The sequence below is a fragment of the Pseudomonas parafulva NBRC 16636 = DSM 17004 genome (genome assembly GCF_000730645.1).
Lineage (GTDB): Bacteria > Pseudomonadota > Gammaproteobacteria > Pseudomonadales > Pseudomonadaceae > Aquipseudomonas > Aquipseudomonas parafulva.
In genome coordinates, this window is sequence record NZ_BBIU01000008.1 from 38,534 (window position 1) to 63,954 (window position 25,421).

A 25,421-nucleotide genomic window follows, 5' to 3' on the forward strand; every position below is an offset into this window, starting at 1 on the left:
AAGAACACGCCCGTCAGGCGATCAATTCTGGAGCACAGGCCCGGCCGCTGGCGGCTGCCCGGCGGATAGCGTCGACCAGTGCCAGGGTACGCCCACCATCGGCCGCATCAGTCAACGGGGCCTGCTCGCCACGGGCCACGCGCACGAAATGCTGCAACTGAAGGGTCAAGGCTTCGCCAACCGGGATACTTTCCTGACTTTGCAGCAATGGCGTATGCCACCCCGCCCCCGCCTGGGCGTAATGCCAATGCTTGAGCTGCGGAATGCTCAGTGAGCCCCGGGTGCCCGCCAGCAGGTAGCAGGGCTGATCCGGCTGACGTGGGTAAACCGGGCTTTCGCCCGAGTCCAGTTCCCAACTCCAGGGCGCCGCCACAGCGTCTGAACCGGTCAGGCTGCCCAGGGCGCCGTTCTCGAACTGCAGCAGCACGGCCGCGCTGTCTTCATTGGCAAAACCGCGCACATCGTTGCGGGTGAAAGCCTGCACCTGCACCACTTCACCGCACAGGTAACGCAGCAGGTCGAGGTCGTGAATGAGATTGGTCAGAAGAAAGCCCGCCCCCGGCTCGCGTCGCCATGCAGTGTCGAAGTAACTGTCAGGCTTTTGCAGTTGCCACATGGCCGTCACATTGATCAGCCGGCCGAGCGCGCCGTCGCCAATGACCTGATGGGCCTTAGCGATCAGCGGGTTGTGCCGGCGGTGGTGCCCGACAAGCACGGGCACACCCGTGCGCCGTGAAGCCTCCACCAGGGTGCGCACTTCATCCAGGTGCACACCCACCGGCTTTTCCACCAGCACAGGCACTCCCGCCTGCACACAGTCCAGGGCCGTCAGCACGTGCTGGTTGTTGGGGTTGGCGACGATCACGGCCTGCGGCTGCACCTTGTCGAGCATCACGCGGTGGTCCGCGAACCAAGGGACTGCGCATTCAGCAGCGAACGCCTCGGCCTGTGGGCCTGGGTCTGCTACCGCGCACAGCTGCGCGCCCGGCACGTGCTGCAGGTGCCGGTAGTGCTGGCGGCCCATGATGCCTGCGCCGACCAGCGCGATACGTAGAGGTGAACTCAAAGGAAGGTCCTCGGCAGATTATTGTTGGTTTTCTGGAACAGGATTCCGGATTCAATAACCAGCACTGTAGAACTTCGTTCCTGTTTTCGACATCCCTGCCATCAGACACTGTTCGGTAATCGACCAGTAAACGCCTTAGGCAAACAGCTCGCTGGCCGGGCTTGCCACCGACAGCTCCTGCGCCGCCGCCAGCAACAGTGGCGCTAGCTCGGCCAGGCGCCCTGGCGCAAGCCGTGCACTGGGCCCGGCAATGCTCAGCACGCCGATCACCCCCAAGTCGCTGGGGCGTCGAATCACCGCCGCCAGGGCAGACATGCCCACTGCGGACGTCTGCTCCACCCAGGCGTAGCCCCGCTCCCTGGCCTGGTGCAGGTAGCCGAGCAACTGGTCCATGGAGCGCGGCGCGTTCGGCCCAAACTGTTCCGGGTCGGCGATGCCCTGGCGCAGCACCATCTGCACGGCCTGCTCGTCCTCCAGGCTGGCCAGCCAGGCATGCCCGGAGGCGGTATAGAACAGCGGCGCGTCACGGCCCATGTCCGGGTCGTACCGCAGGCCGGAGCGCGCCCCCTGGGATTTTGCGATCCACACTTGGCGGGCACCGTCGATCACCCCAAGGCGCACCAGTTCACCACTGTCCTGGGCCAGGCGATCAAGGATTGGCTGGACGATGTCAGCACCACTGCTGGACAGGTACCGGAAGCCCAGCGCCACCAGCTTGGCCGACAACTGGTAGCGGCTGGTGTCACGGTTCTGGCGCACGTAGCCCAGCCGCACCAGCTCGGCAAGCATGCGGTGAGTGGCGCTTTTGGGAATACCCAGGCGATCCGCAAGGGTTTGCAGGGCCAAGCCCTGGGGCTCGCCGGTAAGGCTTTCGACAAGGCTGAATGCGCGCTCGATTTGACTGCCGGCCATAGGGAGTGTCCTGAAAAAGGGAACGAATTGTGAAAGATGATTCCATGTCGATAAAGGCGCGTGCAGTGTTGAACGGGCCGATTCGACCGATTATCGCCCAATAAACGCGGACTTTGACGCTTCGCTACTTGCGGCCAATGCCGGCCCTCATAAGAATATGGAATCAAGTTCCAATAAAAATACAGGAATCTCGCGATGTCTGCCGCGCCCGTTGAAACCGAATGCGATGTACTGGTCATTGGCTCTGGTGCTGCCGGCCTGGCCGCTGCCGTTACGGCTGCCTGGCACGGGCAAAAGGTAGTGCTAGTGGAAAAGGATGACGTGTTCGGCGGGGCCACCGCCTGGTCCGGGGGTTGGGCCTGGGTACCGCGCAACCCCTTGGCGCGGCGTGCCGGCATCGAAGAAGACCTCACCCAGCCACTGACGTATCTACGCCATGAATTGGGCGAGTTCTACGACGCAGAGCGCGTCGAGGCCTTCCTGCACGCCTGCCCGCACATGGTGGCGTTCTTCGAGCAGCACACAGCGCTGCAGTTCGTGGACGGTAATGGCATCCCCGACATGCACGGCGATACCCCAGGCGCGGCACAAGGGGGGCACCAGGTGATTGCTGCACCCTACGACGCCCGCGAAGTCGGCGCGCTGCTGCCGCGCCTGCGCAGGACGCTGCGCGAAACCTCGTTCATGGGGATGCCCATCATGGCGGGGCCAGACCTGGCCGCGTTCCTCAACATGACCCGCTCGCCCAAAGCGCTGCTGCATGTGTGCAAACGCTTCGGCCGCCACCTCTATCACCTGGCACGCTACGGCCGGGCCATGCACCTGGTCAACGGGGTGGCGCTGGTTGCACGCCTGGCCAAGTCGGCGCAGGACCTGGGTGTGCGCCTGCAGGCGTCGTCGCCGGCCAGGCACCTGCTGATCGAGCAAGGCAGGGTCTGTGGCGCATCGGTCACCACACCCAATGGCGAGCAACGCATCCGCGCCCGCGCCGTGGTGCTGGCCGCGGGCGGGTTCCCCCACGACACCGCGCGCCGTCAGCAATTATTCCCCCGCGACAGTAGCGGCCACGACAACCTGGCCCTGCCCCCCAAGGGCTGCTCAGGCGATGGCCTGCGCCTGGGTGAGTCGGCGGGCGGCATCGTTACCACCGACTTGAAGTCTCCCGTGGCCTGGGCGCCGGTCTCCCAGGTACCGCACAGCGACGGCAGCATCGGCCACTTTCCGCACATCATCGAGCGAGGCAAGCCGGGCATCATCGGCGTGCTCGCCAACGGCAAGCGTTTCGTCAACGAAGCGCACGGTTACTACGACTACGTATCTGCGATGGTGGCGGCGGTACCGGAGGACCAGGAGGTGTGCTCCTGGCTCCTGTGCGACCATCGGTTCATTCGCCGTTACGGCTTGGGCCATGCACGCCCGGCACCGCTGCCGGTGGGCCCACATGTGCGCAGCGGCTACCTGAAGCGGGCTGCCACCCTCGAGTTGCTGGCGCAGGCATGCGGGATCGACCCTGCGGGGCTGCGCGCGACGGTGGATGCCTTCAACCTGCATGCCCGCAATGGCCAGGACCCGGCCTTCGGCCGCGGCTCGACACCGTTCAACCGCAAGCAGGGCGACCCGCAGCACAACGGCGCGAACCCCTGCGTGGCCCCTATAGAACATGGCCCGTTTTACGCCGTGAAGGTCAAACCAGGTTGCTTTGGCACCTTCGCCGGCCTGCGCACCGATGGCAATGCCAGGGTGTTGGACGCCAACGGGAAACCGGTCGAAGGGTTGTACGCGGCGGGCACGGACATGGCCAGCATCTTTGGCGGTTGGTACCCCTCAGGGGGCATCAACCTGGGGCCTGCGCTTACATTCGGCTACGTGGCAGGCCGGCACATTGCCGGCGCCACCGCGTATGAACAGCCAGCGGCGGCCAACGGTTCAGACATGCTGGGTGAAGGCGCCACCCGCTGAGGCGTCCAGCCGGTTCTGGCACCACGCGCCCGTGGTGCCGCCGGCCTGCCCTGCGCTTCGCGTAAAGACCCTGCGCATGGCCGTGCAGACCGGCGAATCGGCCAGCGCCAGGTTCACCAGGCACTGCTCTACGGTCTGCAGGTGCACCTCCAGCCGTTGGCGCACCTCACGCTCACCGCACATGGCCAGCAGCGTGGACTTGCCCTGGTCCAGGCCTGTGCTCTTGCCGCTGGCCGGGTCGCGGTCGTGCAGGTCATCGTGCAGTTGAAACGCCTGGCCCAGGGCGTCGGCCAGGCGGTGCAAGCAGGCCAGCTGCGCAGTGCCGGTACCGGCCAGCCGGCCTGCCATGCCCAACAGCGCAGCGAACAACGCGCCCGTCTTGAGCTGGTTGGTCTCGGCGATTTCCGCCGCCGTGCGCGGGCGCGCGCCATCGCGCAAATCCTGTAGCTGCCCTTTGACCAAACCCTCGCTGCCAATGGCAGCGGTGAGGGTTACCACCAGGTCGCTGCGCACCTCCGGTGCCACCGTCTGCAGCCCGGCGACCACGCCAAAGGCGCGCGACAGCAATGCAATCGCCGTCAGTACCGCTACATCCTCGCCGAAGGCCAGGTGCAGCGTTGGCCGGCCACGGCGCAGCGCTGCGTTGTCCATGCAAGGCAGGTCGTCCAGCACCAGGGAGGCCGCGTGCACCATCTCCACGGCGCAGCCCAGGTCAAGCGCTGCCTGCGGGCAAGCCCCCAGGCCCTTGGCCGTGAACAGCAGCAACATGGGCCGCAAGCGTTTGCCCGGTGCCAATGTGCAGTCACGCATGGCCGCCGCGACCAGGTCCCGTTCATGCCCGGCGGGGGGCAACAAGGCGGCCAGCCGGGCTTCGATGGCGGCATGCGCTGCAGCCAGCTGGTGATCGTGGCCGGCGTCGGCGGCGCTGAGCGTGGGGGCTGTGGTCGTCATCCTTGCCTCGCGATGTGGGCGGCCCATTGACCGTAGTAGAAAAGGAACGACTGATGCACGCCGTTGCCTGATGCTGTGCCAATTTTCAGCTTAGCTATACAAAGCGCGTCGCGTTGTACAAGTTGTCTGGCTCATGCACACAGACCGCACGCACCGCAGGATGATTCCCTGGCAATGGAGCCGGCATGAACAAAAGCCCGTTGAGTCAACGCAAGGACGATCATTTGGATATCGTCCTGGCCACCAGCAGCGCCAGCCATGGGGTCGACCCCGGGTGGTCGGCGCTGCGTTTCGAGCACTGCGCCCTGCCTGAAATGGCACTGGACGACGTAGACCTGGGCACCCAGCTGTTCGGCATGCCCCTGCGGGCGCCCTTGCTGATCAGCTCGATGACCGGAGGGGCGGAACGGGCCCGTTTTATCAACCATCACCTGGCCGAAGCGGCCCAGGCACTCGGCGTTGCCATGGGGGTGGGTTCCCAGCGGGTCAGCCTGCGCACCGGCCAGGACCAAGGCCTGACTGGTGAATTGCGCCGCCTGGCACCTGATACACCGCTGCTGGCCAACCTGGGCGCCGCGCAGCTGCGTGAGCTCGATGGCCTGGACCTGGCCCGGCGCGCCGTGGACAGCTTGCAGGCCAACGCGTTGATCATCCACCTGAACCCTTTGCAGGAAGCCGTGCAGCCCGAGGGTGATCGCAACTGGCAGGGCGTACTGGCGCACATCGAGCACTTGTGCCGGCATCTACCCGCGCCCGTTGTCATCAAGGAGGTAGGGGCTGGCATCTCCCCGGCAGTGGCACGCCAGCTGAGCGATGCCGGCGTCGCGATGATCGACGTGGCAGGCGCCGGCGGCACCAGCTGGGCTGCCGTGGAAGCCGAACGCGCGCAGAATGCCGCCGATCACGCGGTGGCGATGGCGTTCAGCGGGTGGGGTATCCCAACGGCGCAGAGCCTGCTGGCGGTGCACCGCGCCGTACCCGGTATTGGCCTGATCGCCTCGGGCGGTGTGCGCGACGGGGTGGATGTGGCCAAGGCCATCCGCCTGGGCGCCGACCTGGTGGGCCAGGCCGCCGGGGTGCTCACAGCGGCCATGGCGTCAACCGAAGCGGTGGTGACGCACTTCGACGTGATCATCCGCCAACTGCGCATCGCCTGCTTCTGCACCGGCTCGCAAAACCTTGCCCAGTTGCGTCGGGCACGCCTGGTGCCGCCGCGCCTGGACCTGGTATGAGCCACTTTGCGGTCGTTGCACCGCCCTACCCCAGCCACTTTGCGGCCATGCAGGCGCTGGGCGCCGAGTTGGTTGCGCGTGGGCACCGGGTGAGTTTTTTCCATCAGCCTGAAGCGCAGCGCTGGGTCAGCGATACACGGCTGGGTTACGTCGAGGTTGGCCATGCCGACTGCCCGCCGGGTAGCCTGGACCACGCCATGGGGCTGGTGGCCAGGCCAACCGGGCCGCTGCAACTGCGCCAGCTGATACGGCACCTGGCACAGACCACCGCCATGCTGTGCAAATGGCTGCCTGCGGCGCTGCGTGAACAGCACGTGGATGCGGTGATCTGCGACCAGATGGAGCCCGCAGGTGCACTGGCCGCCGAACATTGTGGGCTGCCGTTCTTCTCGGTGGCCTGCGCATTGCCGATCAACCGGGAGCCCGGCCTGCCGCTGCCCGTCATGCCCTTCAACCATGGCCTTGACCCGCGCATCTACGAAGGCAGTGAGCGCGTGCATGACTGGCTGATGCGGCCCATGCAACATGCGTTGGAGCAAGCGTGCCTGGCGCTGGGCCTGCCGGCACGCCAGGCGGCCCACCAGTGCCTGTCGCCCTTGGCCCAGTTGAGCCAGACACCCTGTAGCCTGGACTTCCACCGGCAAGGGCTACCCGCACACTTCCATGCGGTGGGCCCGTTGCGCGGCGCACCTTCCACCGCAACCCCCGACTGGGCGTTCGACGCCGGCAAACCACTGGTATTCGCCAGCCTGGGCACCCTGCAAGGTCACCGCTTCGAGCTGTTCGCGCGTATCGCCCAAGCCTGCCGTCGCCTGGATGCTCAACTGCTGGTTGCCCACTGCGGCGGGTTGAGCCCGGCACAACAGGCCAGCCTGCTGCACCTGGGCGCCACCCTCGTCACCGATTTCGCCCCCCAACACTGGGCCGTGCGCCAGGCCAGCGTGGTGGTCAGCCATGGCGGCCTGAACACCGTGCTCGATACCGTGGCGGCTGGCACCCCGCTGCTGGTCATCCCCATCGCCTTCGATCAGCCTGGCGTGGCTGCGCGCGTGCGCTACCACCGGCTCGGTGAGGTGCTGTCGCGCCATGCCGGGGTCGGCCCCATCACCGATGCACTGGGGCGGCTGCTCAGCCAGCCAGCCCCCACACACCCCGCGCTGCAGGCCGAACTCGCCACCTGCGGCGGCGTCCAGCGCGGCGCTGACATCCTTGAAACCGCATTACGCAGCGGCAAACCTGTGCTGAGGGAGGGCAACCTGTGCGCCATGACCTGATTCTGCTGGGCGGCGGCCTGGCCAATGGCCTGATTGCCTGGCGCCTGCAGCAACTGCGACCGGAACTGCGCCTGCTGTGCCTGGAGCAAGCCGCCGAGCTGGGTGGCAACCACACCTGGTCGTTCCATGATGCCGACCTGACGCCACCGCAGCAGCGCTGGCTGGCACCGCTGGTGGTCAAGCGCTGGCCGGCCTACCACGTGCACTTCCCGGCTTTTTCGCGGTGCCTTGCCAGTGGCTACGCCAGCATCACCAGCGAGCGCTTCGCCCAGGTCATCACCCCTGCCCTGGGCCCCTCACTGCGCACGGGCTGCCACGTAACCGAGGCTCGCCCCGACCAGGTCACCCTGGCCAGTGGCGAAACCCTGCACGCCAACGTGGTGCTGGACGGGCGTGGCATTCAGCCCAGCCCGCACCGGGTACTCGGCCAGCAGGCGTTTCTCGGCCAGGTGCTGCGCCTGACCGCCCCCCACGGCTTGCAGGCCCCCATCCTGATGGATGCCCGGGTGCCGCAAGGCCAAGGCTATCGCTTTGTTTATGTGCTGCCGTTCAGCAGCGACACCCTGCTGGTGGAAGACACCCACTACGTAGACCGCCAGGCACCGGCCCCCGAGCAGTTGCGCGAACATATCGGCGCCTACCTGCAACAGCGCGGCTGGCACGTTGCCGAATGCCTGCGCGAAGAACAAGGCGTACTGCCCATCACCCTGGCCGACGATTTTCCCGCCTGGTGGGCGGCGCAGCACCGCCAGCCTGCGGTCGGCCTGCGTGCCGGGCTGTTCCACTGCACCACCGGCTACTCGTTGCCGGACGCGGTACGCCTGGCTGACTGGCTGGCCGCCCAACCACTGGACAGCGCAGCCTCGCTGACCGAGGCGCTGGGCGGCTACCTGGAACAACGCTGGCGAGACCAGCGCTTCTACCGACTGCTCAACCGCATGCTGTTCCTGGCCGGGCGACCGGACCAGCGCTGGCGTGTGATGCAACGCTTTTACCAACTGCCCGAAGGTTTGATTGCCCGGTTCTATGCGGGCCACAACACCTGGCGCGACCGCCTGCGCATTTTGTCTGGCAAGCCGCCAGTGCCGGTCGGTGAGGCCATCCAGGCCGCCTTGCGCCATTCTCCAGCCCATTTCAAGGACCCTTCATGAGCAACGAACGATCCGCTTTGGTTGTCGGCGCAGGCCTGGGCGGCCTCGCTCTGGCCATTCGCCTGCAGGCTGCCGGCGTACGCACCACCCTCCTGGAGGGGCGCGACAAGCCGGGCGGGCGCGCCTACGTCTATCACGACCAAGGCTTTACCTTCGACGCCGGCCCCACGGTGATCACCGACCCGAGCGCCATCGAGGCGCTGTTCACCCTGGCCGGGCGCCCCATGCAGGACTACGTGCAATTGCTGCCGGTGGCGCCGTTCTACCGCCTGTGCTGGGAAGATGGCCGCGCCTTTGACTATGGCAACGACCAGGCCGAACTGGAGCGCCAGATCGAAGCTTTCGAGCCAGCGGATGTAGAGGGTTACCGGCAGTTTCTGGCCTACTCCAAGGACGTTCTGCAGGAGGGCTACATCAAGCTCGGCGCGGTGCCCTTCCTGTCGTTTCGCGACATGCTCCACGCTGGCCCGCAACTGGCGCGGCTGCAAGCGTGGCGCAGCGTGTACAGCATGGTCGCCAAGTTCATCAAGAACGATCAGCTGCGCCAGGCGTTCTCGTTCCACGCCTTGCTGGTCGGCGGCAACCCGTTCGCCACTTCATCGATCTACACGCTGATCCATGCCCTGGAGCGTACCTGGGGCGTGTGGTTCCCCAAAGGTGGCACCGGCGCCCTGGTACAGGGCATGGCCAAGCTGTTCACCGACATGGGCGGCACGCTGGCGCTCAACGCCCAGGTGGAGGCCTTCGAAACCCAGGGCAGCCGCCTGACCGGCGTGCGCACCCGTGACGGGCGCCGCTGGGAGGCCGACGCGGTGGCCTCCAATGCCGACGTGGTGCACACCTATGCCGACCTGTTGGGCGGGCACCCCCGCGGCGCTCAAGAGGGCAAACGGCTCAAGGGCAAGCGCTTCAGCAATTCACTGTTCGTGGTGCACTTCGGCCTCAAACGCCCCCAGCCCCACCTGCAGCACCACACCGTGTGCTTCGGCCCGCGCTATCGTGAGTTGATCGACGATATCTTCAACGGCTCCACCCTGCCTGATGACTTCTCGCTGTACCTGCATACCCCCTGCGCCACCGACCCCAGCCTGGCGCCCGAGGGCTGCTCGAGCCACTACGTGCTCGCGCCGGTGCCGCACATGGGCAATGCCCCTATCGACTGGGAAGTGGAAGGCCCACGCTTGCGGGACCGTATCCTGCAGTACCTGGAGCACCACTACATCCCCGGCCTGCGCGACGACCTGGTCACCTGCCGCATCTTCACCCCGCAGGACTTCCACCACGAGCTCAACGCCCACGTAGGGTCGGCCTTCTCGCTGGAGCCGTTGCTGACCCAAAGCGCCTGGTTCCGCCCGCATAACCGTGACAGCCAGGTGAGCAACCTGTACCTGGTGGGCGCTGGTACTCACCCAGGTGCCGGGGTACCCGGCGTGATCGCTTCGGCCAAGGCCACCGCCGCCCTGATGCTGGAGGACCTGCACCCATGACCCCGGCCAGCCATGACGCGTTGCTGGCCCACGCCGAACACAGCATCGCGGTGGGCTCCAAGAGCTTCGCCGCCGCCTCCCGCCTGTTCGACGCGCAAACCCGGCGCAGTGCTGTACTGCTGTACGCGTGGTGCCGGCACTGCGACGATGTGATCGATGGCCAGCAGGCGGGCCACGATGCGGTGGTGCTGACGCCTCAGCAGGCCCGCGAACGCCTGGCCACACTGCAATTGCAGACCGACGCCGCCTGCGCCGGCCGGCCGGTGCATGACCCGGCCTTCGCCGCCTTGCAGGAGGTGGTGCGCCGCCATGGCGTCACCCGGGACGAGGCATTCGCCTTGCTGGAGGGCTTTGCCCAGGATGTCTCGGGCTGCCGCTATCAGACCCTGGACGAGGTAATGGGCTACTGCTACCACGTGGCCGGCGTGGTCGGCCTGATGATGGCGAGGGTGATGGGGGTTCATGAACAACAGGTACTAGACCGGGCCTGCGACCTGGGCCTGGCCATGCAACTGACCAATATCGCCCGGGATATCGTCGACGATGCCCGGGTGGGCCGCTGCTACTTGCCAGCCACCTGGCTGGCAGAGTTCCAGGTACCCGCCCAGGCACTGGCCGACCCCCGCCACCGCCGCGCCGTGGCGAGCATGGCCCAGCGCCTGGTGGCCGAAGCCGAGCCTTACTACGCCAGCGCCCAGGCGGGGCTGGCAGCACTGCCGCTGCGCTGCGCGTGGGCCGTTGCCACCGCTGGCCAGGTGTATCGGCGTATTGGCCACAAGGTGATGCGGGCAGGCACCGACGCCTGGGACGGGCGCCTGTCCACCACACGGCTGGAAAAGGTGGGCGCGTTGCTCAGTGGCCTGTGGCAGGCCCTGACCCGGCGGCTGCATCGCCACCCTCGGCGGCCTGCGCAGCTGTGGCAGCGCCCTTGCGACGCAGTGGCCCATCATGATGAGCACGCAGTTGCCGACGCAGCCGCTCGATAGACGGCGCGTACAGGAAGCCGAACGAGACGCACCCCTCTTTGCCCGGTACCGCGTGATGCAACAGGTGGGCCTGGTAAAGCCGCTTCAGGTAGCCCCGGCGCGGCACCACCTTGAACGGCCAGCGCCGGTGCACCAGGCCATCGTGGGCCACGAAATACAGCAGGCCGTAGGCAGTCATGCCCGCGCCTACCCATTGCAGCGGGTACCACCCGGCGTTGCCCAGGGCGATCAGAATGATGGCCAGCACGGCAAACACCACCGCATACAAGTCGTTCTTTTCGAACAGGCCAGTGCGCGGCTCATGGTGCGAGCGGTGCCAGCCCCAGCCGAAGCCATGCATGATGTACTTGTGCGCCAGCCAGGCAACGGCTTCCATGGTTGCCAGGGTGCCGAAGAAGGTCAGCAGCGTAACGGTCATGCTTGCGCTCCGGGCGATGTCGGACAACGAGGGCGTCCGGTGGTGGATAGTGCAGCTAAGAGTACGAGGGGGCGCTCAGTGTTCCATCACAGCGCTGCCCAAACGGTGTTCATGCTGCCAATCGGCAGTCTCACACAGGATCCCGTATGCTGCCAGGGCAGTGAACGGGTTTAGCCAAGGTTGCTCATGTATTCCTCAGAACGCCTGAAAGGCATTGATGTGTTCGTTACCGTGGCCGACCTCGGCAGCTTCACGGCAGCCGCCGAGCGGCTGAACCTTACCGGCTCTGCGGTGAGCAAGAGCATTGCCAGGCTGGAGGCGCGCCTGGGCACGCGGTTGTTCAACCGCACTACTCGCCGGTTGGCACTCAGCGAAGCCGGCGTGACGTTTTATCGCACCTGCACCTGCGTACTGGCCGACCTCGAAGAGGTGGAGCACGCATTGCTGGTAACAGGCGACCAGCCCCACGGCAAGGTACGCATCGAGCTGCCGGCGTCCTACGGGCGCCTGCATGTGTTGCCGCTGATCCTCGACTTCATTCGCCTGCACCCTTTGCTGCAGCCCCATGTGTCGTTCTCGGACCGTTTCGTCGACCCGGTCTACGAAGGCATCGACATCGTGGTACGCATCGGCGGCCCCGACACCTGGCCAGCAGCGCTGGGGCACCAGTATTTCGGTGCGCAGCGCCTGGTGTTCTGCGCAGCGCCCGCCTACCTGGCCGAGCACGGCGTACCCCAGCATGAGCGGGACCTGGAACACCATCACTGCGTCGGCTATGGGCATACCGACGGCCAGGTCAGCCCCTGGTTGTTCAAGGGCCGCCAACCGGGCGAGATGGAGCAACGCACGCTGCAACCGCGTATCGCGGTGGGCGATGGCGAGGGTGAGGTCGCGGCGGTGCTGGCCGGCCATGGGATCGGTCAGTTGCCCACCTGGCTGACCCAACGGCACCTGGACCGGGGTGACCTGGTGGAAGTGCTGCCAGGGCTGGCGACCGACGGCCTGCCGATGAACCTGGTATGGCTGAAAAGCCGCGAAGCCCTGCCCAAGGTACGGGCGTTGCTTGACTACCTGCTGGCGCGGCTGGCGCCACACGGCACACGGCCAGGGCCGTCAGCCTGAGGTGCAAGGCCCCGCACCAAGGGCACCAGCAACAGCGCCAACAACGCCACCGCTGCGGCCACATAGCCCAGGTTTTCGATGCCAAGGGCAGGAATGGCCAGGCCACCCAGCACGGCCCCCAAGCCGATACCGGCATTGGCTGCGGAAACGTTGGTGGTACCTGCCAGCGCTTGAGCGTGGTTTACCGACGCCATCACCCGGACCTGGCTGATGGGGTACAGCGCGGTGTTGGCCACGCCCCACACCGCCAGTGCCAGGCAAAACAGCACGCCCATATGTGCCAGCGGCACCAGTGCTGCCATGCCCATGCCCAGCAACGCCAGAAAACCGGCAGTGGCCATAAGCGCCGAACGCTCCACCGCCCGGCCACCGGCCCAGTTGCCGAGCAACCCGACTGCCCCGAAGCCCATCAGCCACCAGCCGGTGTGGGCTGCCGGCACGCCGGCGACGCGCTGCAGCAGGTCGGCCAGGTAGGTGTAACCGGTGAACATGGCGGTAAACACCACCACTGACAGCAGCACGTTGGCGAGGAAGAAGCGCTCGGTGAAGATCCGCGCCTGACGGGCAAAATCCACCTTCGCCGTACGGGGCACCTGCGGCATCCACACCCACATGGCCAGGGCCATCAGCAGCGACAAGCTGGCCAGCACCCAGAACGCGCCGCGCCAGCCCATGGCCTGCGCGGCCAGGGTGCCAAGTGGAATGCCCAGCAGCATGGCTGCCGAAATGCCCAGGTATACCCTCGATACCGCCCGCCCGGCGTTGCCCGGCCCGGCCAACTGGCCAGCCGTCTCGCTGGCAGTGCCCCAGAACACCGGCAGCGCCAGGGCTGGAATCACCCGCGCAATGGCCAGCACCCAAAAGCTGCCCGAGACGGCGGCCAGCGCATTGGAGGCGGCAAACAGCACGAGAATGCCGATAAACAGCCGCTTGCGGTCCAGGTGGGCCAACAGCGCGGTCAGCAAGGGCCCCGCCAGCATGACCGTGAACGCGAACAGGGTGACCAATTGCCCAGCCACCGAAATCGACACCCCCAGGTCGCGACTGAGCGCGGGCAACAGGCCGACGATCAGAAATTCGGTAGTCACGATTAGAAAGGCGGAAAAGGCCAGGATGGCGATGCTGATCCCGGCGTTTCGATCACCGGGGGGAACGGCAAGATCAGGTTGTGCAACAGGCATCGGTTAGTACTCACAACAGTAAAGCATCAGTCTATTCGTTCTCTGGCTTCTTATTGCCGGCCATATTTCACAAATTGCCTGAATCCAGATCATCAATTAAGCGCTGATGTATACAACTTTTCAGATTCCTGATTACATAACCTCTCGCCTACGACGTCTGTCATCGCTGACGCGTATTGCGACAGGCTCAAGCCATGTCACTCGTACAACCCAAAAAAACACTGCTGGTCAAAAATGCTGAACTGCTGGTGACCATGGACGGCCAACGCCGCGAAATACGCGGCGGCGGGCTGTTCATTGAAGACAACCTGATCACCCAGGTCGGCCCCAGCGACACCCTGCCCCAACACGCGGATGTGGTGCTGGACATGGCCGGCAAGGTGGTTATCCCAGGGCTGGTCAACACCCACCACCACATGTATCAGAGCCTCACCCGGGTAGTGCCTGCCGCCCAGGATGGGGAGCTGTTCAACTGGCTCACCCAGCTGTACCCGATCTGGGCACGGCTGACCCCGGAAATGATCGCGGTATCGACCCAGACCGCCATGGCCGAACTGATCCTGTCCGGTTGCACCACCTCCAGCGACCACCTGTACATCTACCCCAACGGCTGCAAGCTCGACGACAGCATTCACGCGGCCGCCGACATCGGCATGCGCTTCCATGCCGCGCGCGGCAGCATGAGCGTGGGCCGCAGCCAGGGCGGCCTGCCACCAGACTCGGTGGTGGAGAAGGAACCCGACATCCTCAAGGAGTCGCAACGGCTGATCGAGGACTACCACGACGCCAGCCACGGCGCCATGCGCCGCATTGTGGTAGCGCCCTGCTCGCCGTTCTCGGTCAGCCGCGACCTGATGCGCGAAGCGGCCGTGCTGGCCCGGCACTACGGTGTGTCGATGCACACGCACCTGGCGGAGAACGTCAACGACATCGCCTACAGCCGGGAAAAATTCGGCATGACCCCTGCCGAATACGCCGAAGACCTTGGCTGGGTGGGGCACGATGTCTGGCACGCCCACTGCGTGCAACTGGACCAGCACGGCATCGAACTGTTCGCCCGCACCGGTACCGGTGTTGCCCATTGCCCATGCTCGAACATGCGCCTGGCTTCGGGTATTGCCCCGGTGCGCCGCATGCGGGATCACGGGGTGCCGGTGGGCCTCGGGGTGGACGGCTCGGCGTCCAACGATGGCGCCAGCATGATTGGCGAGGTACGCCAGGCCTTGCTGCTGCAGCGGGTAGGATTCGGCCCGGATGCCATGACCGCGCGCGAGGCGCTGGAGATCGCCACACTGGGCGGGGCGAAGGTGCTTAACCGTGATGATATCGGCGCACTGGCCCCTGGCATGGTGGCCGACTTCGTCGCTTTCGACCTTGGGAACGTGGCCTATGCCGGGGCTCACCACGACCCGCTGGCGGCGTTGGTGTTCTGCACCCCAACCCAGGTGCACACCAGCGTGATCAATGGCCGCGTCATGGTGCAGGGCGGGCACCTGGTTACCGTGGACCTGCCACGGGTACTGGAGCGCCACAACCAGCTGGCGCGCCAGCTGGTCAGCGGCGACTGACCGCCCAGCCGGGCCCGCGCAGGGTGTGCGCAGGCCCGGCCGTTTTCACAGCGCCATCACCATCTCGTGCCAGGCCATGCCCCCATGCTCGGAGGGTGACGGCTGCACATAGCGGTAGCCCATCTTCTCGTACAACGGCACATGCTGGGCCTTGCACATCAAGTGGATGGTCTGTTTGCCTGCGGCCTTCATCTGGGCGACAAAGGCCTGCATCAGCTGCCTGGCGTAGCCCTTGCCCTGCTGGGCGGGGTCGACCACCACCGACATGATCACCACGTTCGGTGCGGCCGGGTCGTGCCCCACCAGCTCCTTGAAGGCCTCGTCCGACATGACTACCTGGTGGGCACAACCGCTGTTGATGAAGCCAACGATATCGCCATCGCTCTCCAGCAGCAGGAAGCCTTGGGGGTATTGGGTGATGCGGGTGGCAATCTTTTCCAGCGTGGCGGCTTCGTCCCCTTCGTAGGCGCCAGTTTCGATGGCATGGCAGCGGTAGGCATCCTCTGCGACCGGGGAGCGGAATTGAAGCGTGGGCATGGCGGTTATCCTTGGGTGAGGCGTAGGGCTGGTCTATGGTAACCGCCCGTCAAGCTTGCCGCGATGCCGTAATGGCAAGCATCATGGGCACCTTACTTGATGCTGCGGATTTACCGATGACCGTTGTACCCTTGCCACCTGCTGAAGCAAGCCGCTGCAAACGCCTGAAAGCGTCCACTCACCGGGAGCACGACAGCGTCGATCAGCTGGTGGTGGCCGCACGGCCATTCGAAAGCCGCGAACGCTATGCCCGTTTCTTGCAGGTGCAGTACCAGTTCCACGGCAGCCTTGTGGGGCTTTATCAGGATGAACAGCTGAACCGGCAACTGCCGGGCCTTCATGGGTTATCGCGTTTTGCCGCAGTGCAGCAGGACATGCAGGACCTGCTGCTACAGCAACCGCCCCTGCCCACGCGGGTACGGGTAAGTCCGGCCCAGGCGCTGGGTTGGCTGTACTGCTGCGAGGGTTCGAACCTGGGGGCGGCCTTTCTGTTCAAGTGGGCCCAGCACCTGGGCCTGGACGGCACTTGCGGTGCCCGCCATCTGGCCGCCCACCCGCAAGGGCGCGCCCTGCACTGGCAGGCCTTCGTTGCCGGCGTCGATGAACTGAGCCTGACGCAGCTGCAGGAAACCGAGGCGATCGACGGCGCCATTGCCGCATTCGACGCCTACCGAAGCCACCTTCACAACGTGTTCGACGCCAGGCATTAGCGTAGCGCCCTTAAAACTTGGCCAGCTCTTCCCGGCAAAACTCGACGAACAACTGTGCAGGCTTGGTCAGGTGCACCCGCTTCAACCAGGCGGCAGCCAGACCCGACAGGGCGACCGGCTCGGTAATGTCGAGCATCGCCAGGCGCTGGCCATCGTAGGTGTAGGGCGAATGAGGGCGGGTGACCAGCAGCGAGAAACCAAAACCCTGCCCCACCATGCCGCGCACCATCTCGATGGAGGGTGAGCTGAAGACGATGTTGGGGGTAAGGCCCATTTCATTGAACAGGCTGACGAAATAGGTGCGGCTCGGAGCAACATCCAGCAGGATCATCGGCTCCGGGCACAGGTCACGCAGCGACACCTGCGCCTGCCCAGCAAAGCGGTGGTTTTCCGGCAGCAGCACATAGGGCTTCTGCGGCGGCATCAGTGGCTCGGCCTCAATGGTGCCATCCAGGTCATGGTCGTACAGAAACGCCAGGTCGAAGGTGCCCGCCGTCAGGCCTTGAATCAAATCTTGCTGTTCGCCGTCGCGCAAGCGGATGTCCACGCCGGGGTAGCGTTGCCTGAACCCTGCGATCAGGCGCGGCAGGTACAGGGGCGCGACCGTTTCGAAACAGCCGATGTCGATCTGCCCGGCGACGGTGTCATTGTCGGCCAGGGCATTCTGCTCGAACTCATGGGCCATTTGCAGCAGCGACTTGGCCTTGGCGTAGAAGCGCTTGCCGCTAGGGGTCAACGATACGCCCTGGGCGTGATGGCGGATGAACAACTGCACGCCGAAGCTTTCTTCCAGGCCCTTGATCGCCGTGGAAATGGACGGCTGTGCGATGTAGAGCTGCCGTGAGGCCTCGGCCACGCTCCCGGCCTCAACGGTGGTAACGAAGTACTTGAGTTGTCGCAAGGTGTAGGCGGCCACAGGTTCCTCTCTGACGCGTCAGGGCGCTCGGGAATGATGACCACACTTTACCCCCCGCAGGGTCACGGGTGGCGCAGTACTGGCAAGCATTTGGCTATGACCAGAGCAGGTTTTTTATGGTCACCCGCTGCGCCCAAGGCTGGTCAAACCCGCGAGAGCGTCTTTACTGGTAGTAACAGCCCCAGCCCAGGTGCATGCCTATGAAGATCATGGTCACCAGCATCCTCGTCGACGACCAGGCCAAAGCCCTGGCCTTCTACCATTACGTACTGGGCTTCGAACCCAAGCACGATACCCCGATGGGAAGGCACCGCTGGCTCACCCTCACCTCCCCGAACGACCCCAATGGCGTTGAGCTGCTGCTCGAACCCGATGCACACCCGGCTGCCAAGGTGTACAAAGCGGCGCTGAAGCATGACGGGATACCCGCCGCGTCGTTTGGCGTGCGCGACCTGCAGGCCGAATACACCCGGCTGTGCGCGGCAGGCGTGCAGTTTACCCAACCACCTTCAGAAGCCGACGCCGCCCTCACGGCGGTGTTCGATGACACCTGCGGCAACCTGATACAAATCACCCAGAAACATTAGCCGCCATGCTGCCCGGCCGGGACGCGCAGGGCGGCACGCAACCCGTGCGGCGCCCGGTTGCGTAGCTGCACGCTGCCCCCCAGGCGGGTCATGATGGTGCTGACGATCGACAAGCCCAAGCCCGCCCCGTTGGGCGAGCCCTTGCTGTAGAACCGCTCGAACACCCGGCTCTGCTCCGTTTCCGGAATACCTGCCCCTTCGTCTTCCACGCTCACCAGCAAGGCCAGCCCCTCACGCTGCAGCGTCACCAGCACGCGGCCGCCAGGCGGGGAATGATCCACGACGTTGGTCACCAGGTTCTGCAGCGCGATGCCCAGGGCGCCTACATTGGTGCGCAGCCGATAGTCGCCCTCGGCAATTTCCAGCGCCGGCTCCAGGCCCCGCTGCAGAATCCAGGGCGTGAACTCGGCCAGTACCTCGGCCACCACCACGGCCAGGTCCACCAGCGGCCAGTCGCGCTGGCCCGGGCGCGGCTGCAGGCGAGCCAGGGTCAGCAGTTGGTTCACGACCCGGGCCAGGCGGTCGACACCCCCCATCAGAAAATGCAGGGCCTTGCGCCGCTCGGCATCATCGCCGGCGTCCAGGGCGTTCTGCGCATGCAGGCGCAAGATGGCCAGGGGGGTGCGCATTTCGTGGGCGGCGTCGGCGATAAAGCGGTGTTCGCGGCGCAACAGGTCGTCGATCTGCCCGAGCAAGCGGTTGATGGCCGCCTGCATGGGTTCCAGCTCTTTGGGTAGCGGTGCCAGTTGCAGCGGCTCCAGTGAGTCGGCATGCCGCCCCCGGATGACCGTGGCCATGTTCTGCAAAGGCTCCAGCCCCCAGCCAATGGCTGCCCACACCAGCAATGCCAGGGCCAGGCTGCCGAGGATGAAGGGCATCAGGGTGTGCCGCACGATGCGGTCGATCAGGTCGTAGCGCACGTCGTTACGCTCGCCCACCCAGATCACCCAGCGCTTTTCCGGCACCGGCAGTACGAAGCTGCGCCAACGATCCCCACCCGCCACAATATCCGCGAACCCGGGCGTGCGCGGCGGCTGGCTGAGGTGCGGCGCGCTGGGGGTGTGCACCAGGACGGTACCGTCGTCACCCCATACCTGAAAGGCCAGCTTGCTCTCGTAGGGGTGCCCAACGCGGTGCCGGCCTGCCTGGCTAAGGGCCTCGTCGAAGGCCCGGTACAGCTCGGCGCGGTTCTGGTCATGCACCGGCAGGCTCATGATGCCCTGCAGCAGCCGGGCGTTCTGCGCCAGGTGGGCGTCATACACTTCGGTGATTTCGTGACGGCTGTCATGGTAGTTGTACAGCCCCAGCAAGCCGCTGCCGATCACCAGCAACAGCATCACCCGCCACAACGTGCGCTGGCGCAGCGAGTTCATGCCTTGCCCTCCACCAGGTAACCGATGCCGCGCACCGTGCGGATCAACCCGTTGAACAGCTTCTTGCGCAATTGGTAGATGTTGACCTCCAGCGTGTTGCTCTCGGGCTCTTCGTCCCAGCCATACAGCAGCTGGGTCAGGCGCTCACGGGTGAAGACCTTGCCGGGCTGGGCCAGCAGCTCGTGCAGCAGGCGGTATTCCTTGGGGGTCAGTACCACCGTCTGGCCCTGGTACTGTACCTGCTGGCTGACCGGGTCCAGGCACACCCCGGCATGCTCGATGAGCACCCGCGCGCGGCCGCTGCTGCGGCGCAGCAAGGCGCGCAGGCGGGCTTTGAGTTCGTTGAGGTCGAACGGTTTGACCAGGTAGTCGTCAGCCCCGGCATCCAGCCCGGTGATGCGGTCATCGGTGGCGTCGCGCGCCGTCAGCACCAACACCGGGAGGCTGCGCCCCGCCGCCCGCAGGCGCCGCAGCAGTTCGATGCCATCCAGCCGCGGCAGCCCCAGGTCGAGGATGGCCAGGTCGAATTCTTCATGGCACAGGGCATGCAACGCGCTGACCCCATCCTGCAGCCAGTCCAGGGTGTAGCCTTCGCGACGCAAGCCATCGCAGATACCCTCCCCCAGGGCGGCATCGTCTTCAATCAGCAGCAGGCGCATGTTCAACCTTCAATGTCCGTATCGCCTTGAGTAAAGCAGCCAGCAACGCGCCTGGCGCCAAGGTGAAAAAGGCTTCACTTGCCCGGCCAGCCACTGTGGCGCCGGATCAACGGCAACTGCTTGCGCAAGGCGCGGTCAACCAGCGCCGGCAGCATGCCATTGAGGCGCACGAACAGCCGCTCCGGCCAGCCCAGGTACAGCTCGCTGCGCTCGGCCTGCACCGCCGCCAGCACCGCCCGGGCCACATCCTGCGGGTCGTCCACGCCCACCTTCAGCGCCTGGTTCAAGGCCTGTGCAGCGTCACCGTTCATGGCGGTGCGGGTGGTGCGTGGCGCAGCATACAACACCTTCACAGTGGTATCGGCCAGCTCGCGGCGCAACGCCTCGGAAAACCCCCGCAGGGCAAACTTGCTGGCGCAATAGGTGGCGTACCCGGGGTAGCCGATCGAGCCATAGATGGACCCTACATTGACCACCAGCGCGCTGGGCTGCGCCCGCAGCTGGGGCAGGCACAGCCGGGTAAGCTGCACCGCCGCCTTGATGTTGAGGTCGAACAGTTCGTCCAGGTCGGCCTCGTCCATCTGCTCTAGCAGCGCAAAACGGTTGACGCCAGCCGCGTTGATCAGCAGGTTGCAGGCGCCCATCGCCTGCGCCGCCGCCAGCACCTGGCCGCGGCCCTCTGCGCTGCGCAGGTCAGCCTGCAGCCAGCGCAATTGCTGGGGGTACCGGGCTTGAAGCTCGGCCAGCCTGCCCGGCTGCCGGCTTACCGCCAGTACCTTGGCCCCGGCAACGCACAGCTGGTCGGCCAGTTCCAGGCCGATACCACCGCTGGCGCCGGTCAATACCGCCGCGCAATCAGGCAAATGCATGCCGGGCCTCCGGCTGCGCAGCACGGGGCAGCTGCTCGAACATCGCCGTGTACAGGCGGTAGACCACGTTGGCGGCGTCGATCACCGCCTGCTGGTCGTCGGGCTGGTCCAGGCGGTTCATCAGGCTGCGGTAGGTGGCCATGTGGTCCTGGTCCAGGGCACCGTGCGAACTGAGGTAGCTGAACGCCTGATCGGGCAGCCCCAGGCTGCTCTGCAGGCTACCGGCCGCCTGGGTGGCCAGGGCGATGCTGGTGCCCTCCAGCACGTTGACCATGCCGAACAGCCCGACCGGGTTGCCGCGGGCGATGGTGTCGTAGAGGTACGCCACCATCAGTTCGATGGGCAGCGCAGGGCGGCTGGCCGCCACCTGCTGCGGGTCCCCCCCACAGGCGCGGATGTCGTCGAGAATCCAGCGCTCATGGCCGTATTCTTCCTCGATGTACTCGCACACGGCCCCGCGCAGCCATTCCAGTCGGGACGGTAGGCGGGCACCACAGGCCATCATCAGTGGCACCGTGTGCCGGACATGGTGGTAGGCCTGGGCAAGGAAGGCCACATAGGCCTCCAGGCTGGCCGTGCCGGCCAGTGCGTCACGGATCACCGGAACGCTGAACAATGCCGCGCGCTCGGCTGCTGTGTGCTGTTGCAGGGTGTCGAAGAAAGGCATGGTCAACCTCGTGGCTCATTGAACATCGGATAACAGCGCCTGGTAGCGCTGCAGGATCTGCTCGCGGCGAGGCCTGCCGTTGGCGGTAAGGGTGTGCTGCGCCGTGGACAGCGGCTCGGGCAGGCGCTGCCAGGCGTGCACCTGGGCGTAATCAGGCAGGCCCTGGTTGGCCTGGTGTACCGCTTGCTCGAGGGCGGCAGCGTCGGCCAGGGGGTCCAGCGGCCAAAGCAATGCCAGGTTGCGGGCAAGGCCATCGCCGTGGACGAAGGCCTGGGCAATGACGCCGCCCTGGGTCAGCTCTGCCTCGACCCATTCGGGGTTGACGTTGCGCCCGTAGGCAGTGCTGTACTGGTGCTTCTTGCGCCCGGCCAGGTGCAGGAAGCCGTCGCTGTCGAGCCGGCCCAGGTCCCCTGTGGCGAACCAGGGTGTTCGCAAAGGCGCTTCGCCGAGGTAGCCGAGCATCATCGACCCTGCCACCATCACTTCCCCGTCTTCAGCGATGCGCACCTGCACATGGGGCAACGGCCGCCCCACGCTGCCCGGGCGCCGGTCGCCGGGGCGGTTCAGGCAGACCACCGAGGCGCATTCGGACAAGCCGTAGCCCTCGAATACCGGCAACCCGACGGCCTCGGCGCGGGCCAGCAAGCTGGGTGCAACCCGCCCGCCGCCCACCGCCACGAAACGCAACGGCCCTACCTGCATCAGCCCACGCTCGACAGCGGTTACCAGGCCCAGCAGCAGTTGCGGCACCAGGATCAGGCTGTGGGCACCACTCAAGGCGACCGCACCCAGCAACCTGCGCAGGTCTACCTGGCTGGCACCGCGCAACCCCAGTTGCGCCGAGGGGTACAGCATGAGCTGCGCCCCGGCCAGCAGGCCGGCATACAGGCCGATGTTCTCCAACAGCACCGCCATGGGCAGCACGGCCAGGTAGATGCCAGGTGCCGCAGAGCGGCTGGCAGCTTCAAGTTCCCGTGCCACGCGCAGCAACGCCTGGGCACCCAGGCATACGCCCTTGGGCGCGCCGGTGCTGCCCGAGGTGAAGGTCAGCTTGGCGGTACCCGGCGGCACGCTCGCGCACGCCGGGGGCAGGCGGTGCCAGAACCGCTCACCGACGGTGAAGCCGGCGGCAAGCAGGTCATCGGCAAAGCCCTCGTCAATCAACGCCAGCACCGCCCCGCTCTGGGCCAGGCAGTGGCGCCGCTGGGCACTGCTGAAAAACGTGGGCAGCACCACCACAGGGCGCCCCGCGAACAGCGCGGCCAGGTCCCAGAACAAGGCTTCGGGGCCGTTGTCCAGGCCAAGCACCAAAGTGCCGGAAGGCTGCGCTGCCAGCCAGGCCTGGCGCTGCTCCACTGCGGCCAGTAGCTCAGCGTAGGTGAAGCGCCCGCCTAGGCCCACAACCGCCGGTTGCGTGGCCCGATCCCGTGCGTGGGCCTGCAACACCTGCTTGAACAGTTGGCACTCACGCGGCATGACCAGCCTCCTGCAAGCCCACTGGCAAGTGCAGCCGCTCGAACACGCCAGCCTCAGCCAAGGCCGTGTAGCCGGCTTGAATATTGCCAACGAACACCTGCGGGCAGTGCGCGTAGTAGCTGCCCCAGTAGCGCGCTTCGTCTGCCAGGCACCCCGGGTCAGCCAAGGCCAGCGCGGTGGGCATCAGCCCCAGCCGGTGAAAGCTGTTCACCAGGGTGGCGGCACCGGTGAAGGCCACCCATTGCAGCCCGCGGGTCGCCAGCAGCCAGGTCACCACGGCAATCATCACCCGGGCACTGCCGGCGCTGGTCGAGGCCAGGTTACCCACCTCGACCAGTTGCGCTCGGTTCACTGGCGCAGCGCATAGCCGTGCTACTGCGGCCTCCAGGGGCTCTTGCAGGTAGCCTTCGATGAAGGTCTTGCCGGTGCCAGCCAGGCGCATGCCCGCCGCCGCGACCAGGTGGCCCTGGCTGTCGTGCAGGCCGAGCAGCTCGGGCAGGTAATGGCGGACATCGGCCTGATGCACACAGGCGAAGCGGTCGTGGATAAACTGCTCCAGCGCAACACGGCCACTGTCGCCCGGGCGCTCCAGGTGCAGATGGGCAAGGCGCCCGGGCTGGCTGCCCAGGGCCACTGCAAGCAGGCGGGTGCAATCTGGCTGGGTCATGGCGATCCCCTTCAGGTCAAGTTCGGGGGAGTATCGACGGGGAATCTGAAGGCAATCTGAAGTGCTACATTTGCCTCAGCCGTTTCCGCGCACTTACAAGGAAAACAGATGCGCCACGAATTCAGTGAAGTGCTCAACGACCTGGTGGACTACTTTCTGCTCGGGGATATCCAGCTGCTTGAGCGCTTCAAGCAGGACCATGCGCTGCCAGATGACCTGGCCTACGCGTTCACCCACAACGACTCCGGCGACCAGGCGGTGCGCGAGGGCGTGGTGTTGCCAGTTGCAGGGGTAGAAAACCTGCCCTACCACATTCTGTTCACCCTCGAGGGCGAGACACCGGCCTTGCGCATGCCGGGCAGCCGCCTGAAGCATCAACGCGATGGCTACGTGGTACGGGTCGAACACGGCGCGCTGATGCTGTACACCTGGCGTATCCTGCAGCACTTCACCGCCAAGACACTCGGCGACCTGATAGCGCGCTATCAGGCCCCAGGCCGCCCCATGATCGAAGTGGCAAACGGCTGGTACGGTGTAGAGGTACTGGCCGGGGCACTGGTCCGCGACGGGTTGTACGAGCCGGCCTTCGAGTTCGTCCTCACCCGGCGCTGGAGCCGCGGCGAAGCCACGACCGTGGACACCCGCTACAGCTTCAGCCTGCGGGGCTACTTCGACTGACTCCACCTACTCGTTGACCAGGCGCTGCAGTACCCCGCCTTCATGACGCGCCAGAATGCGCAGCAACTGGTCCACCAGCGCGCGGTCCGGCGCATCCAGGTGGAAGTGGTGCCCGCCCGGGTGCCAGGACACTTTGGCCTGGCTGGGCAATGCGGCTTCGCGCCGGCCGAAGGCTTCACCGCTGAAGGCGCCCTGGCGGCCGAACAACAGGTACAACGGGCAGCGGATCTGGGCGAGCAGGTCGCACGCCTCGCGCTCGGTCAGCGGCATGGGCTCGGGGAGCACCAGCCGAGGATCGTGCCGCCAGCAGTAACCCTCGTTCAGTTGCAGCAAGTCGCGCAGGGCCAGCAGCCGGGCGGAGGCTTCGGACAGGCCGGTGTCCAGGCGCTCGCGGCGCTGGGCCAGGGCGGTGTCCAGGTCGTCGAAACGCTGCACGTCACGCTCGCTGAAACCCTGCAGCTGGCTGCGCTGCACCATGCGCTTGAGGCGGTAGGCCCGGGCCAGGTGCTGAACCCGGTCATGCTCGGCCACCGTGAACGGTGCGCCCATGCCGTCGAGAAAGGTCATGCTGACAATGGCGCTGGTCATGGCGGCCAGCAGCGAGGCCACGCCGGTGCCCATGCCATGGGCCAGTACGTGAAACTGCCCCAGGCCCAGGCTTTCAGCCACGGCCAGCATGTCTTCGGCGTGTTCCCACAGGTAATAGCCGCTGTCGTGTCGACGGTGGTCGGAGCGCCCGTGCCCGACCATGTCGGGGGCGACCACGAAGCAGCCATCAAGCATGGGCGCCAGGCGCTCGAACGAGGCCGCGTTGTCGAGCCAGCCGTGCAATGCCAGCACGGGGATGCCGTCTTCCGGCCCCCAGCACCGCACCGCGATTTCGATGCCGTGGAGGTCCAGGGGGTGATCCTTGGGTGTGGATGATGATCGCATGGGTACGCTTCCTGACATGATGCCTGGTACGACCGCTCCAGG

General features: G+C 66.0%; 24 protein-coding genes and 1 pseudogene. 11 read left to right on the forward strand and 14 right to left on the reverse strand.

Annotated features, from left to right (window positions below; translation table 11 throughout):
* Positions 1–13 precede the first annotated feature (13 nt).
* Together PPA02S_RS07185 and PPA02S_RS07190 are read right to left on the reverse strand one after the other, a co-directional pair.
* Positions 14–1,066, reverse strand: a complete 1,053-nt coding sequence (locus PPA02S_RS07185; RefSeq protein WP_028634365.1) for a Gfo/Idh/MocA family protein — start codon at positions 1,064–1,066, stop codon at positions 14–16.
* A 135-nt stretch (positions 1,067–1,201) separates the two neighbouring features.
* On the reverse strand, positions 1,202–1,978 hold the full coding sequence (locus tag PPA02S_RS07190; protein WP_028634366.1) for an IclR family transcriptional regulator: 777 nt from the start codon (positions 1,976–1,978) through the stop codon (positions 1,202–1,204).
* A gap of 195 nt (positions 1,979–2,173) precedes the next feature.
* On the opposite strand from PPA02S_RS07190, the gene PPA02S_RS07195 reads away from it, so the two are divergent.
* Entirely contained in the window at positions 2,174–3,937 is a 1,764-nt protein-coding gene (locus tag PPA02S_RS07195; protein WP_042141436.1) for an FAD-dependent oxidoreductase, read from the forward strand.
* Here the strand turns inward: PPA02S_RS07195 and PPA02S_RS07200 are convergent.
* Positions 3,905–4,888 carry a polyprenyl synthetase family protein gene (locus PPA02S_RS07200; RefSeq protein ID WP_080667871.1) on the reverse strand — a complete coding sequence of 328 codons (984 nt, stop codon included), beginning with the start codon at positions 4,886–4,888 and terminating at the stop codon, positions 3,905–3,907. The two genes, PPA02S_RS07195 and PPA02S_RS07200, sit on opposite strands and share 33 nt — an antisense overlap.
* 185 nt (positions 4,889–5,073) lie before the next feature.
* Between PPA02S_RS07200 and fni the strand changes: the two genes are divergently transcribed.
* From fni to PPA02S_RS07225, 5 genes and pseudogenes are all read left to right on the forward strand, one after another.
* Positions 5,074–6,120, forward strand: a complete 1,047-nt coding sequence (fni, locus tag PPA02S_RS07205) for a type 2 isopentenyl-diphosphate Delta-isomerase (RefSeq protein WP_028634367.1) — start codon at positions 5,074–5,076, stop codon at positions 6,118–6,120.
* Complete coding sequence (locus tag PPA02S_RS07210) at positions 6,117–7,394, forward strand: glycosyltransferase (RefSeq protein WP_028634368.1); 1,278 nt, start codon at positions 6,117–6,119, stop codon at positions 7,392–7,394. The genes fni and PPA02S_RS07210 overlap by 4 nt, the downstream gene beginning before the upstream one ends.
* Positions 7,379–8,545, forward strand: a complete 1,167-nt coding sequence (crtY, locus tag PPA02S_RS07215) for a lycopene beta-cyclase CrtY (RefSeq protein ID WP_033728074.1) — start codon at positions 7,379–7,381, stop codon at positions 8,543–8,545. The genes PPA02S_RS07210 and crtY overlap by 16 nt, the downstream gene beginning before the upstream one ends.
* Positions 8,542–10,032, forward strand: a complete 1,491-nt coding sequence (locus PPA02S_RS07220; protein WP_028634369.1) for a phytoene desaturase — start codon at positions 8,542–8,544, stop codon at positions 10,030–10,032. The genes crtY and PPA02S_RS07220 overlap by 4 nt, the downstream gene beginning before the upstream one ends.
* A pseudogene (locus PPA02S_RS07225) lies at positions 10,029–10,961 on the forward strand (phytoene/squalene synthase family protein); the annotation flags it as partial. The gene PPA02S_RS07220 and the pseudogene PPA02S_RS07225, both read left to right, overlap by 4 nt.
* Here the strand turns inward: PPA02S_RS07225 and PPA02S_RS22540 are convergent.
* The gene (locus PPA02S_RS22540) at positions 10,885–11,436 is read right to left on the reverse strand and encodes a sterol desaturase family protein (protein WP_028634370.1); all 552 of its coding nucleotides are present in this window, start codon (positions 11,434–11,436) and stop codon (positions 10,885–10,887) included. The pseudogene PPA02S_RS07225 and the gene PPA02S_RS22540 sit on opposite strands and share 77 nt — an antisense overlap.
* A 186-nt stretch (positions 11,437–11,622) precedes the next feature.
* Between PPA02S_RS22540 and PPA02S_RS07230 the strand changes: the two genes are divergently transcribed.
* Positions 11,623–12,558, forward strand: coding sequence for a LysR family transcriptional regulator (locus tag PPA02S_RS07230; protein ID WP_028634371.1), 936 nt, complete (start codon positions 11,623–11,625; stop codon positions 12,556–12,558).
* Here the strand turns inward: PPA02S_RS07230 and PPA02S_RS07235 are convergent.
* On the reverse strand, positions 12,504–13,739 hold the full coding sequence (locus PPA02S_RS07235) for an MFS transporter (RefSeq protein ID WP_042141442.1): 1,236 nt from the start codon (positions 13,737–13,739) through the stop codon (positions 12,504–12,506). The two genes, PPA02S_RS07230 and PPA02S_RS07235, sit on opposite strands and share 55 nt — an antisense overlap.
* 194 nt (positions 13,740–13,933) lie before the next feature.
* Here PPA02S_RS07235 and PPA02S_RS07240 point away from each other — a divergent pair, with 194 nt between their 5' ends.
* The gene (locus tag PPA02S_RS07240; protein ID WP_028634372.1) at positions 13,934–15,307 is read left to right on the forward strand and encodes an 8-oxoguanine deaminase; all 1,374 of its coding nucleotides are present in this window, start codon (positions 13,934–13,936) and stop codon (positions 15,305–15,307) included.
* A gap of 45 nt (positions 15,308–15,352) precedes the next feature.
* Here PPA02S_RS07240 and PPA02S_RS07245 read toward each other — a convergent pair whose 3' ends face one another.
* Positions 15,353–15,844: a GNAT family N-acetyltransferase gene (locus PPA02S_RS07245; RefSeq protein ID WP_028634373.1), complete on the reverse strand. Its 492-nt coding sequence runs from the start codon at positions 15,842–15,844 to the stop codon at positions 15,353–15,355.
* Positions 15,845–15,960: 116 nt separating this feature from the next.
* Between PPA02S_RS07245 and PPA02S_RS07250 the strand changes: the two genes are divergently transcribed.
* Complete coding sequence (locus tag PPA02S_RS07250; protein WP_028634374.1) at positions 15,961–16,554, forward strand: biliverdin-producing heme oxygenase; 594 nt, start codon at positions 15,961–15,963, stop codon at positions 16,552–16,554.
* 10 nt (positions 16,555–16,564) lie between these two features.
* Here the strand turns inward: PPA02S_RS07250 and PPA02S_RS07255 are convergent, their stop codons facing one another.
* Positions 16,565–17,470, reverse strand: a complete 906-nt coding sequence (locus tag PPA02S_RS07255; RefSeq protein ID WP_028634375.1) for a LysR family transcriptional regulator — start codon at positions 17,468–17,470, stop codon at positions 16,565–16,567.
* Positions 17,471–17,670: 200 nt separating this feature from the next.
* On the opposite strand from PPA02S_RS07255, the gene PPA02S_RS07260 reads away from it, so the two are divergent.
* Positions 17,671–18,057, forward strand: coding sequence for a VOC family protein (locus PPA02S_RS07260; RefSeq protein ID WP_028634376.1), 387 nt, complete (start codon positions 17,671–17,673; stop codon positions 18,055–18,057).
* Here PPA02S_RS07260 and PPA02S_RS07265 read toward each other — a convergent pair.
* The 6 genes from PPA02S_RS07265 to PPA02S_RS07290 all read right to left on the reverse strand — a co-directional run bounded on the left by PPA02S_RS07265 (position 18,054) and on the right by PPA02S_RS07290 (position 23,768).
* Positions 18,054–19,430, reverse strand: a complete 1,377-nt coding sequence (locus tag PPA02S_RS07265; RefSeq protein ID WP_028634377.1) for a sensor histidine kinase — start codon at positions 19,428–19,430, stop codon at positions 18,054–18,056. The genes PPA02S_RS07260 and PPA02S_RS07265 overlap by 4 nt on opposite strands.
* Complete coding sequence (locus tag PPA02S_RS07270) at positions 19,427–20,089, reverse strand: response regulator (RefSeq protein WP_028634378.1); 663 nt, start codon at positions 20,087–20,089, stop codon at positions 19,427–19,429. The genes PPA02S_RS07265 and PPA02S_RS07270 overlap by 4 nt, the downstream gene beginning before the upstream one ends.
* Positions 20,090–20,163: 74 nt before the next feature.
* Complete coding sequence (locus tag PPA02S_RS07275; RefSeq protein WP_028634379.1) at positions 20,164–20,958, reverse strand: SDR family oxidoreductase; 795 nt, start codon at positions 20,956–20,958, stop codon at positions 20,164–20,166.
* Positions 20,945–21,625, reverse strand: coding sequence for an iron-containing redox enzyme family protein (locus PPA02S_RS07280; RefSeq protein ID WP_028634380.1), 681 nt, complete (start codon positions 21,623–21,625; stop codon positions 20,945–20,947). The genes PPA02S_RS07275 and PPA02S_RS07280 overlap by 14 nt, the downstream gene beginning before the upstream one ends.
* A gap of 15 nt (positions 21,626–21,640) precedes the next feature.
* The gene (locus PPA02S_RS07285; protein ID WP_028634381.1) at positions 21,641–23,101 is read right to left on the reverse strand and encodes an AMP-binding protein; all 1,461 of its coding nucleotides are present in this window, start codon (positions 23,099–23,101) and stop codon (positions 21,641–21,643) included.
* Positions 23,091–23,768, reverse strand: coding sequence for a thermostable hemolysin (locus tag PPA02S_RS07290; protein ID WP_028634382.1), 678 nt, complete (start codon positions 23,766–23,768; stop codon positions 23,091–23,093). Before PPA02S_RS07290 ends, PPA02S_RS07285 begins: the two co-directional genes overlap by 11 nt.
* 108 nt (positions 23,769–23,876) lie before the next feature.
* Between PPA02S_RS07290 and PPA02S_RS07295 the strand changes: the two genes are divergently transcribed.
* Positions 23,877–24,446 (forward strand): hypothetical protein, encoded by a 570-nt coding sequence (locus PPA02S_RS07295; RefSeq protein ID WP_028634383.1) that lies wholly within the window; start codon positions 23,877–23,879, stop codon positions 24,444–24,446.
* A gap of 6 nt (positions 24,447–24,452) precedes the next feature.
* On the opposite strand, the gene PPA02S_RS07300 is transcribed toward PPA02S_RS07295, so the two are convergent.
* Positions 24,453–25,379 carry an alpha/beta fold hydrolase gene (locus tag PPA02S_RS07300; protein WP_028634384.1) on the reverse strand — a complete coding sequence of 309 codons (927 nt, stop codon included), beginning with the start codon at positions 25,377–25,379 and terminating at the stop codon, positions 24,453–24,455.
* Positions 25,380–25,421: the final 42 nt, after the last annotated feature.

Bases quoted from the DNA above. Each gene is read 5' to 3' on its own strand.
- PPA02S_RS07200 (WP_080667871.1), bottom strand. From the start codon at position 4,888: ATGACGACCACAGCCCCCACGCTCAGCGCCGCCGACGCCGGCCACGAT.
- PPA02S_RS07240 (WP_028634372.1), top strand. From the start codon at position 13,934: ATGTCACTCGTACAACCCAAAAAAACACTGCTGGTCAAAAATGCTGAA.
- PPA02S_RS07250 (WP_028634374.1), top strand. From the start codon at position 15,961: ATGACCGTTGTACCCTTGCCACCTGCTGAAGCAAGCCGCTGCAAACGC.
- PPA02S_RS07300 (WP_028634384.1), bottom strand. From the start codon at position 25,379: ATGCGATCATCATCCACACCCAAGGATCACCCCCTGGACCTCCACGGC.
- PPA02S_RS07230 (WP_028634371.1), top strand. From the start codon at position 11,623: ATGTATTCCTCAGAACGCCTGAAAGGCATTGATGTGTTCGTTACCGTG.
- PPA02S_RS07280 (WP_028634380.1), bottom strand. From the start codon at position 21,625: ATGCCTTTCTTCGACACCCTGCAACAGCACACAGCAGCCGAGCGCGCG.
- PPA02S_RS07220 (WP_028634369.1), top strand. From the start codon at position 8,542: ATGAGCAACGAACGATCCGCTTTGGTTGTCGGCGCAGGCCTGGGCGGC.
- PPA02S_RS07285 (WP_028634381.1), bottom strand. From the start codon at position 23,101: ATGCCGCGTGAGTGCCAACTGTTCAAGCAGGTGTTGCAGGCCCACGCA.
- PPA02S_RS07245 (WP_028634373.1), bottom strand. From the start codon at position 15,844: ATGCCCACGCTTCAATTCCGCTCCCCGGTCGCAGAGGATGCCTACCGC.
- PPA02S_RS07265 (WP_028634377.1), bottom strand. From the start codon at position 19,430: ATGAACTCGCTGCGCCAGCGCACGTTGTGGCGGGTGATGCTGTTGCTG.
- PPA02S_RS07195 (WP_042141436.1), top strand. From the start codon at position 2,174: ATGTCTGCCGCGCCCGTTGAAACCGAATGCGATGTACTGGTCATTGGC.
- PPA02S_RS07270 (WP_028634378.1), bottom strand. From the start codon at position 20,089: ATGCGCCTGCTGCTGATTGAAGACGATGCCGCCCTGGGGGAGGGTATC.
- PPA02S_RS07295 (WP_028634383.1), top strand. From the start codon at position 23,877: ATGCGCCACGAATTCAGTGAAGTGCTCAACGACCTGGTGGACTACTTT.
- PPA02S_RS07210 (WP_028634368.1), top strand. From the start codon at position 6,117: ATGAGCCACTTTGCGGTCGTTGCACCGCCCTACCCCAGCCACTTTGCG.
- PPA02S_RS07260 (WP_028634376.1), top strand. From the start codon at position 17,671: ATGAAGATCATGGTCACCAGCATCCTCGTCGACGACCAGGCCAAAGCC.
- PPA02S_RS07235 (WP_042141442.1), bottom strand. From the start codon at position 13,739: ATGCCTGTTGCACAACCTGATCTTGCCGTTCCCCCCGGTGATCGAAAC.
- PPA02S_RS07190 (WP_028634366.1), bottom strand. From the start codon at position 1,978: ATGGCCGGCAGTCAAATCGAGCGCGCATTCAGCCTTGTCGAAAGCCTT.
- PPA02S_RS22540 (WP_028634370.1), bottom strand. From the start codon at position 11,436: ATGACCGTTACGCTGCTGACCTTCTTCGGCACCCTGGCAACCATGGAA.
- PPA02S_RS07275 (WP_028634379.1), bottom strand. From the start codon at position 20,958: ATGCATTTGCCTGATTGCGCGGCGGTATTGACCGGCGCCAGCGGTGGT.
- fni (WP_028634367.1), top strand. From the start codon at position 5,074: ATGAACAAAAGCCCGTTGAGTCAACGCAAGGACGATCATTTGGATATC.
- PPA02S_RS07290 (WP_028634382.1), bottom strand. From the start codon at position 23,768: ATGACCCAGCCAGATTGCACCCGCCTGCTTGCAGTGGCCCTGGGCAGC.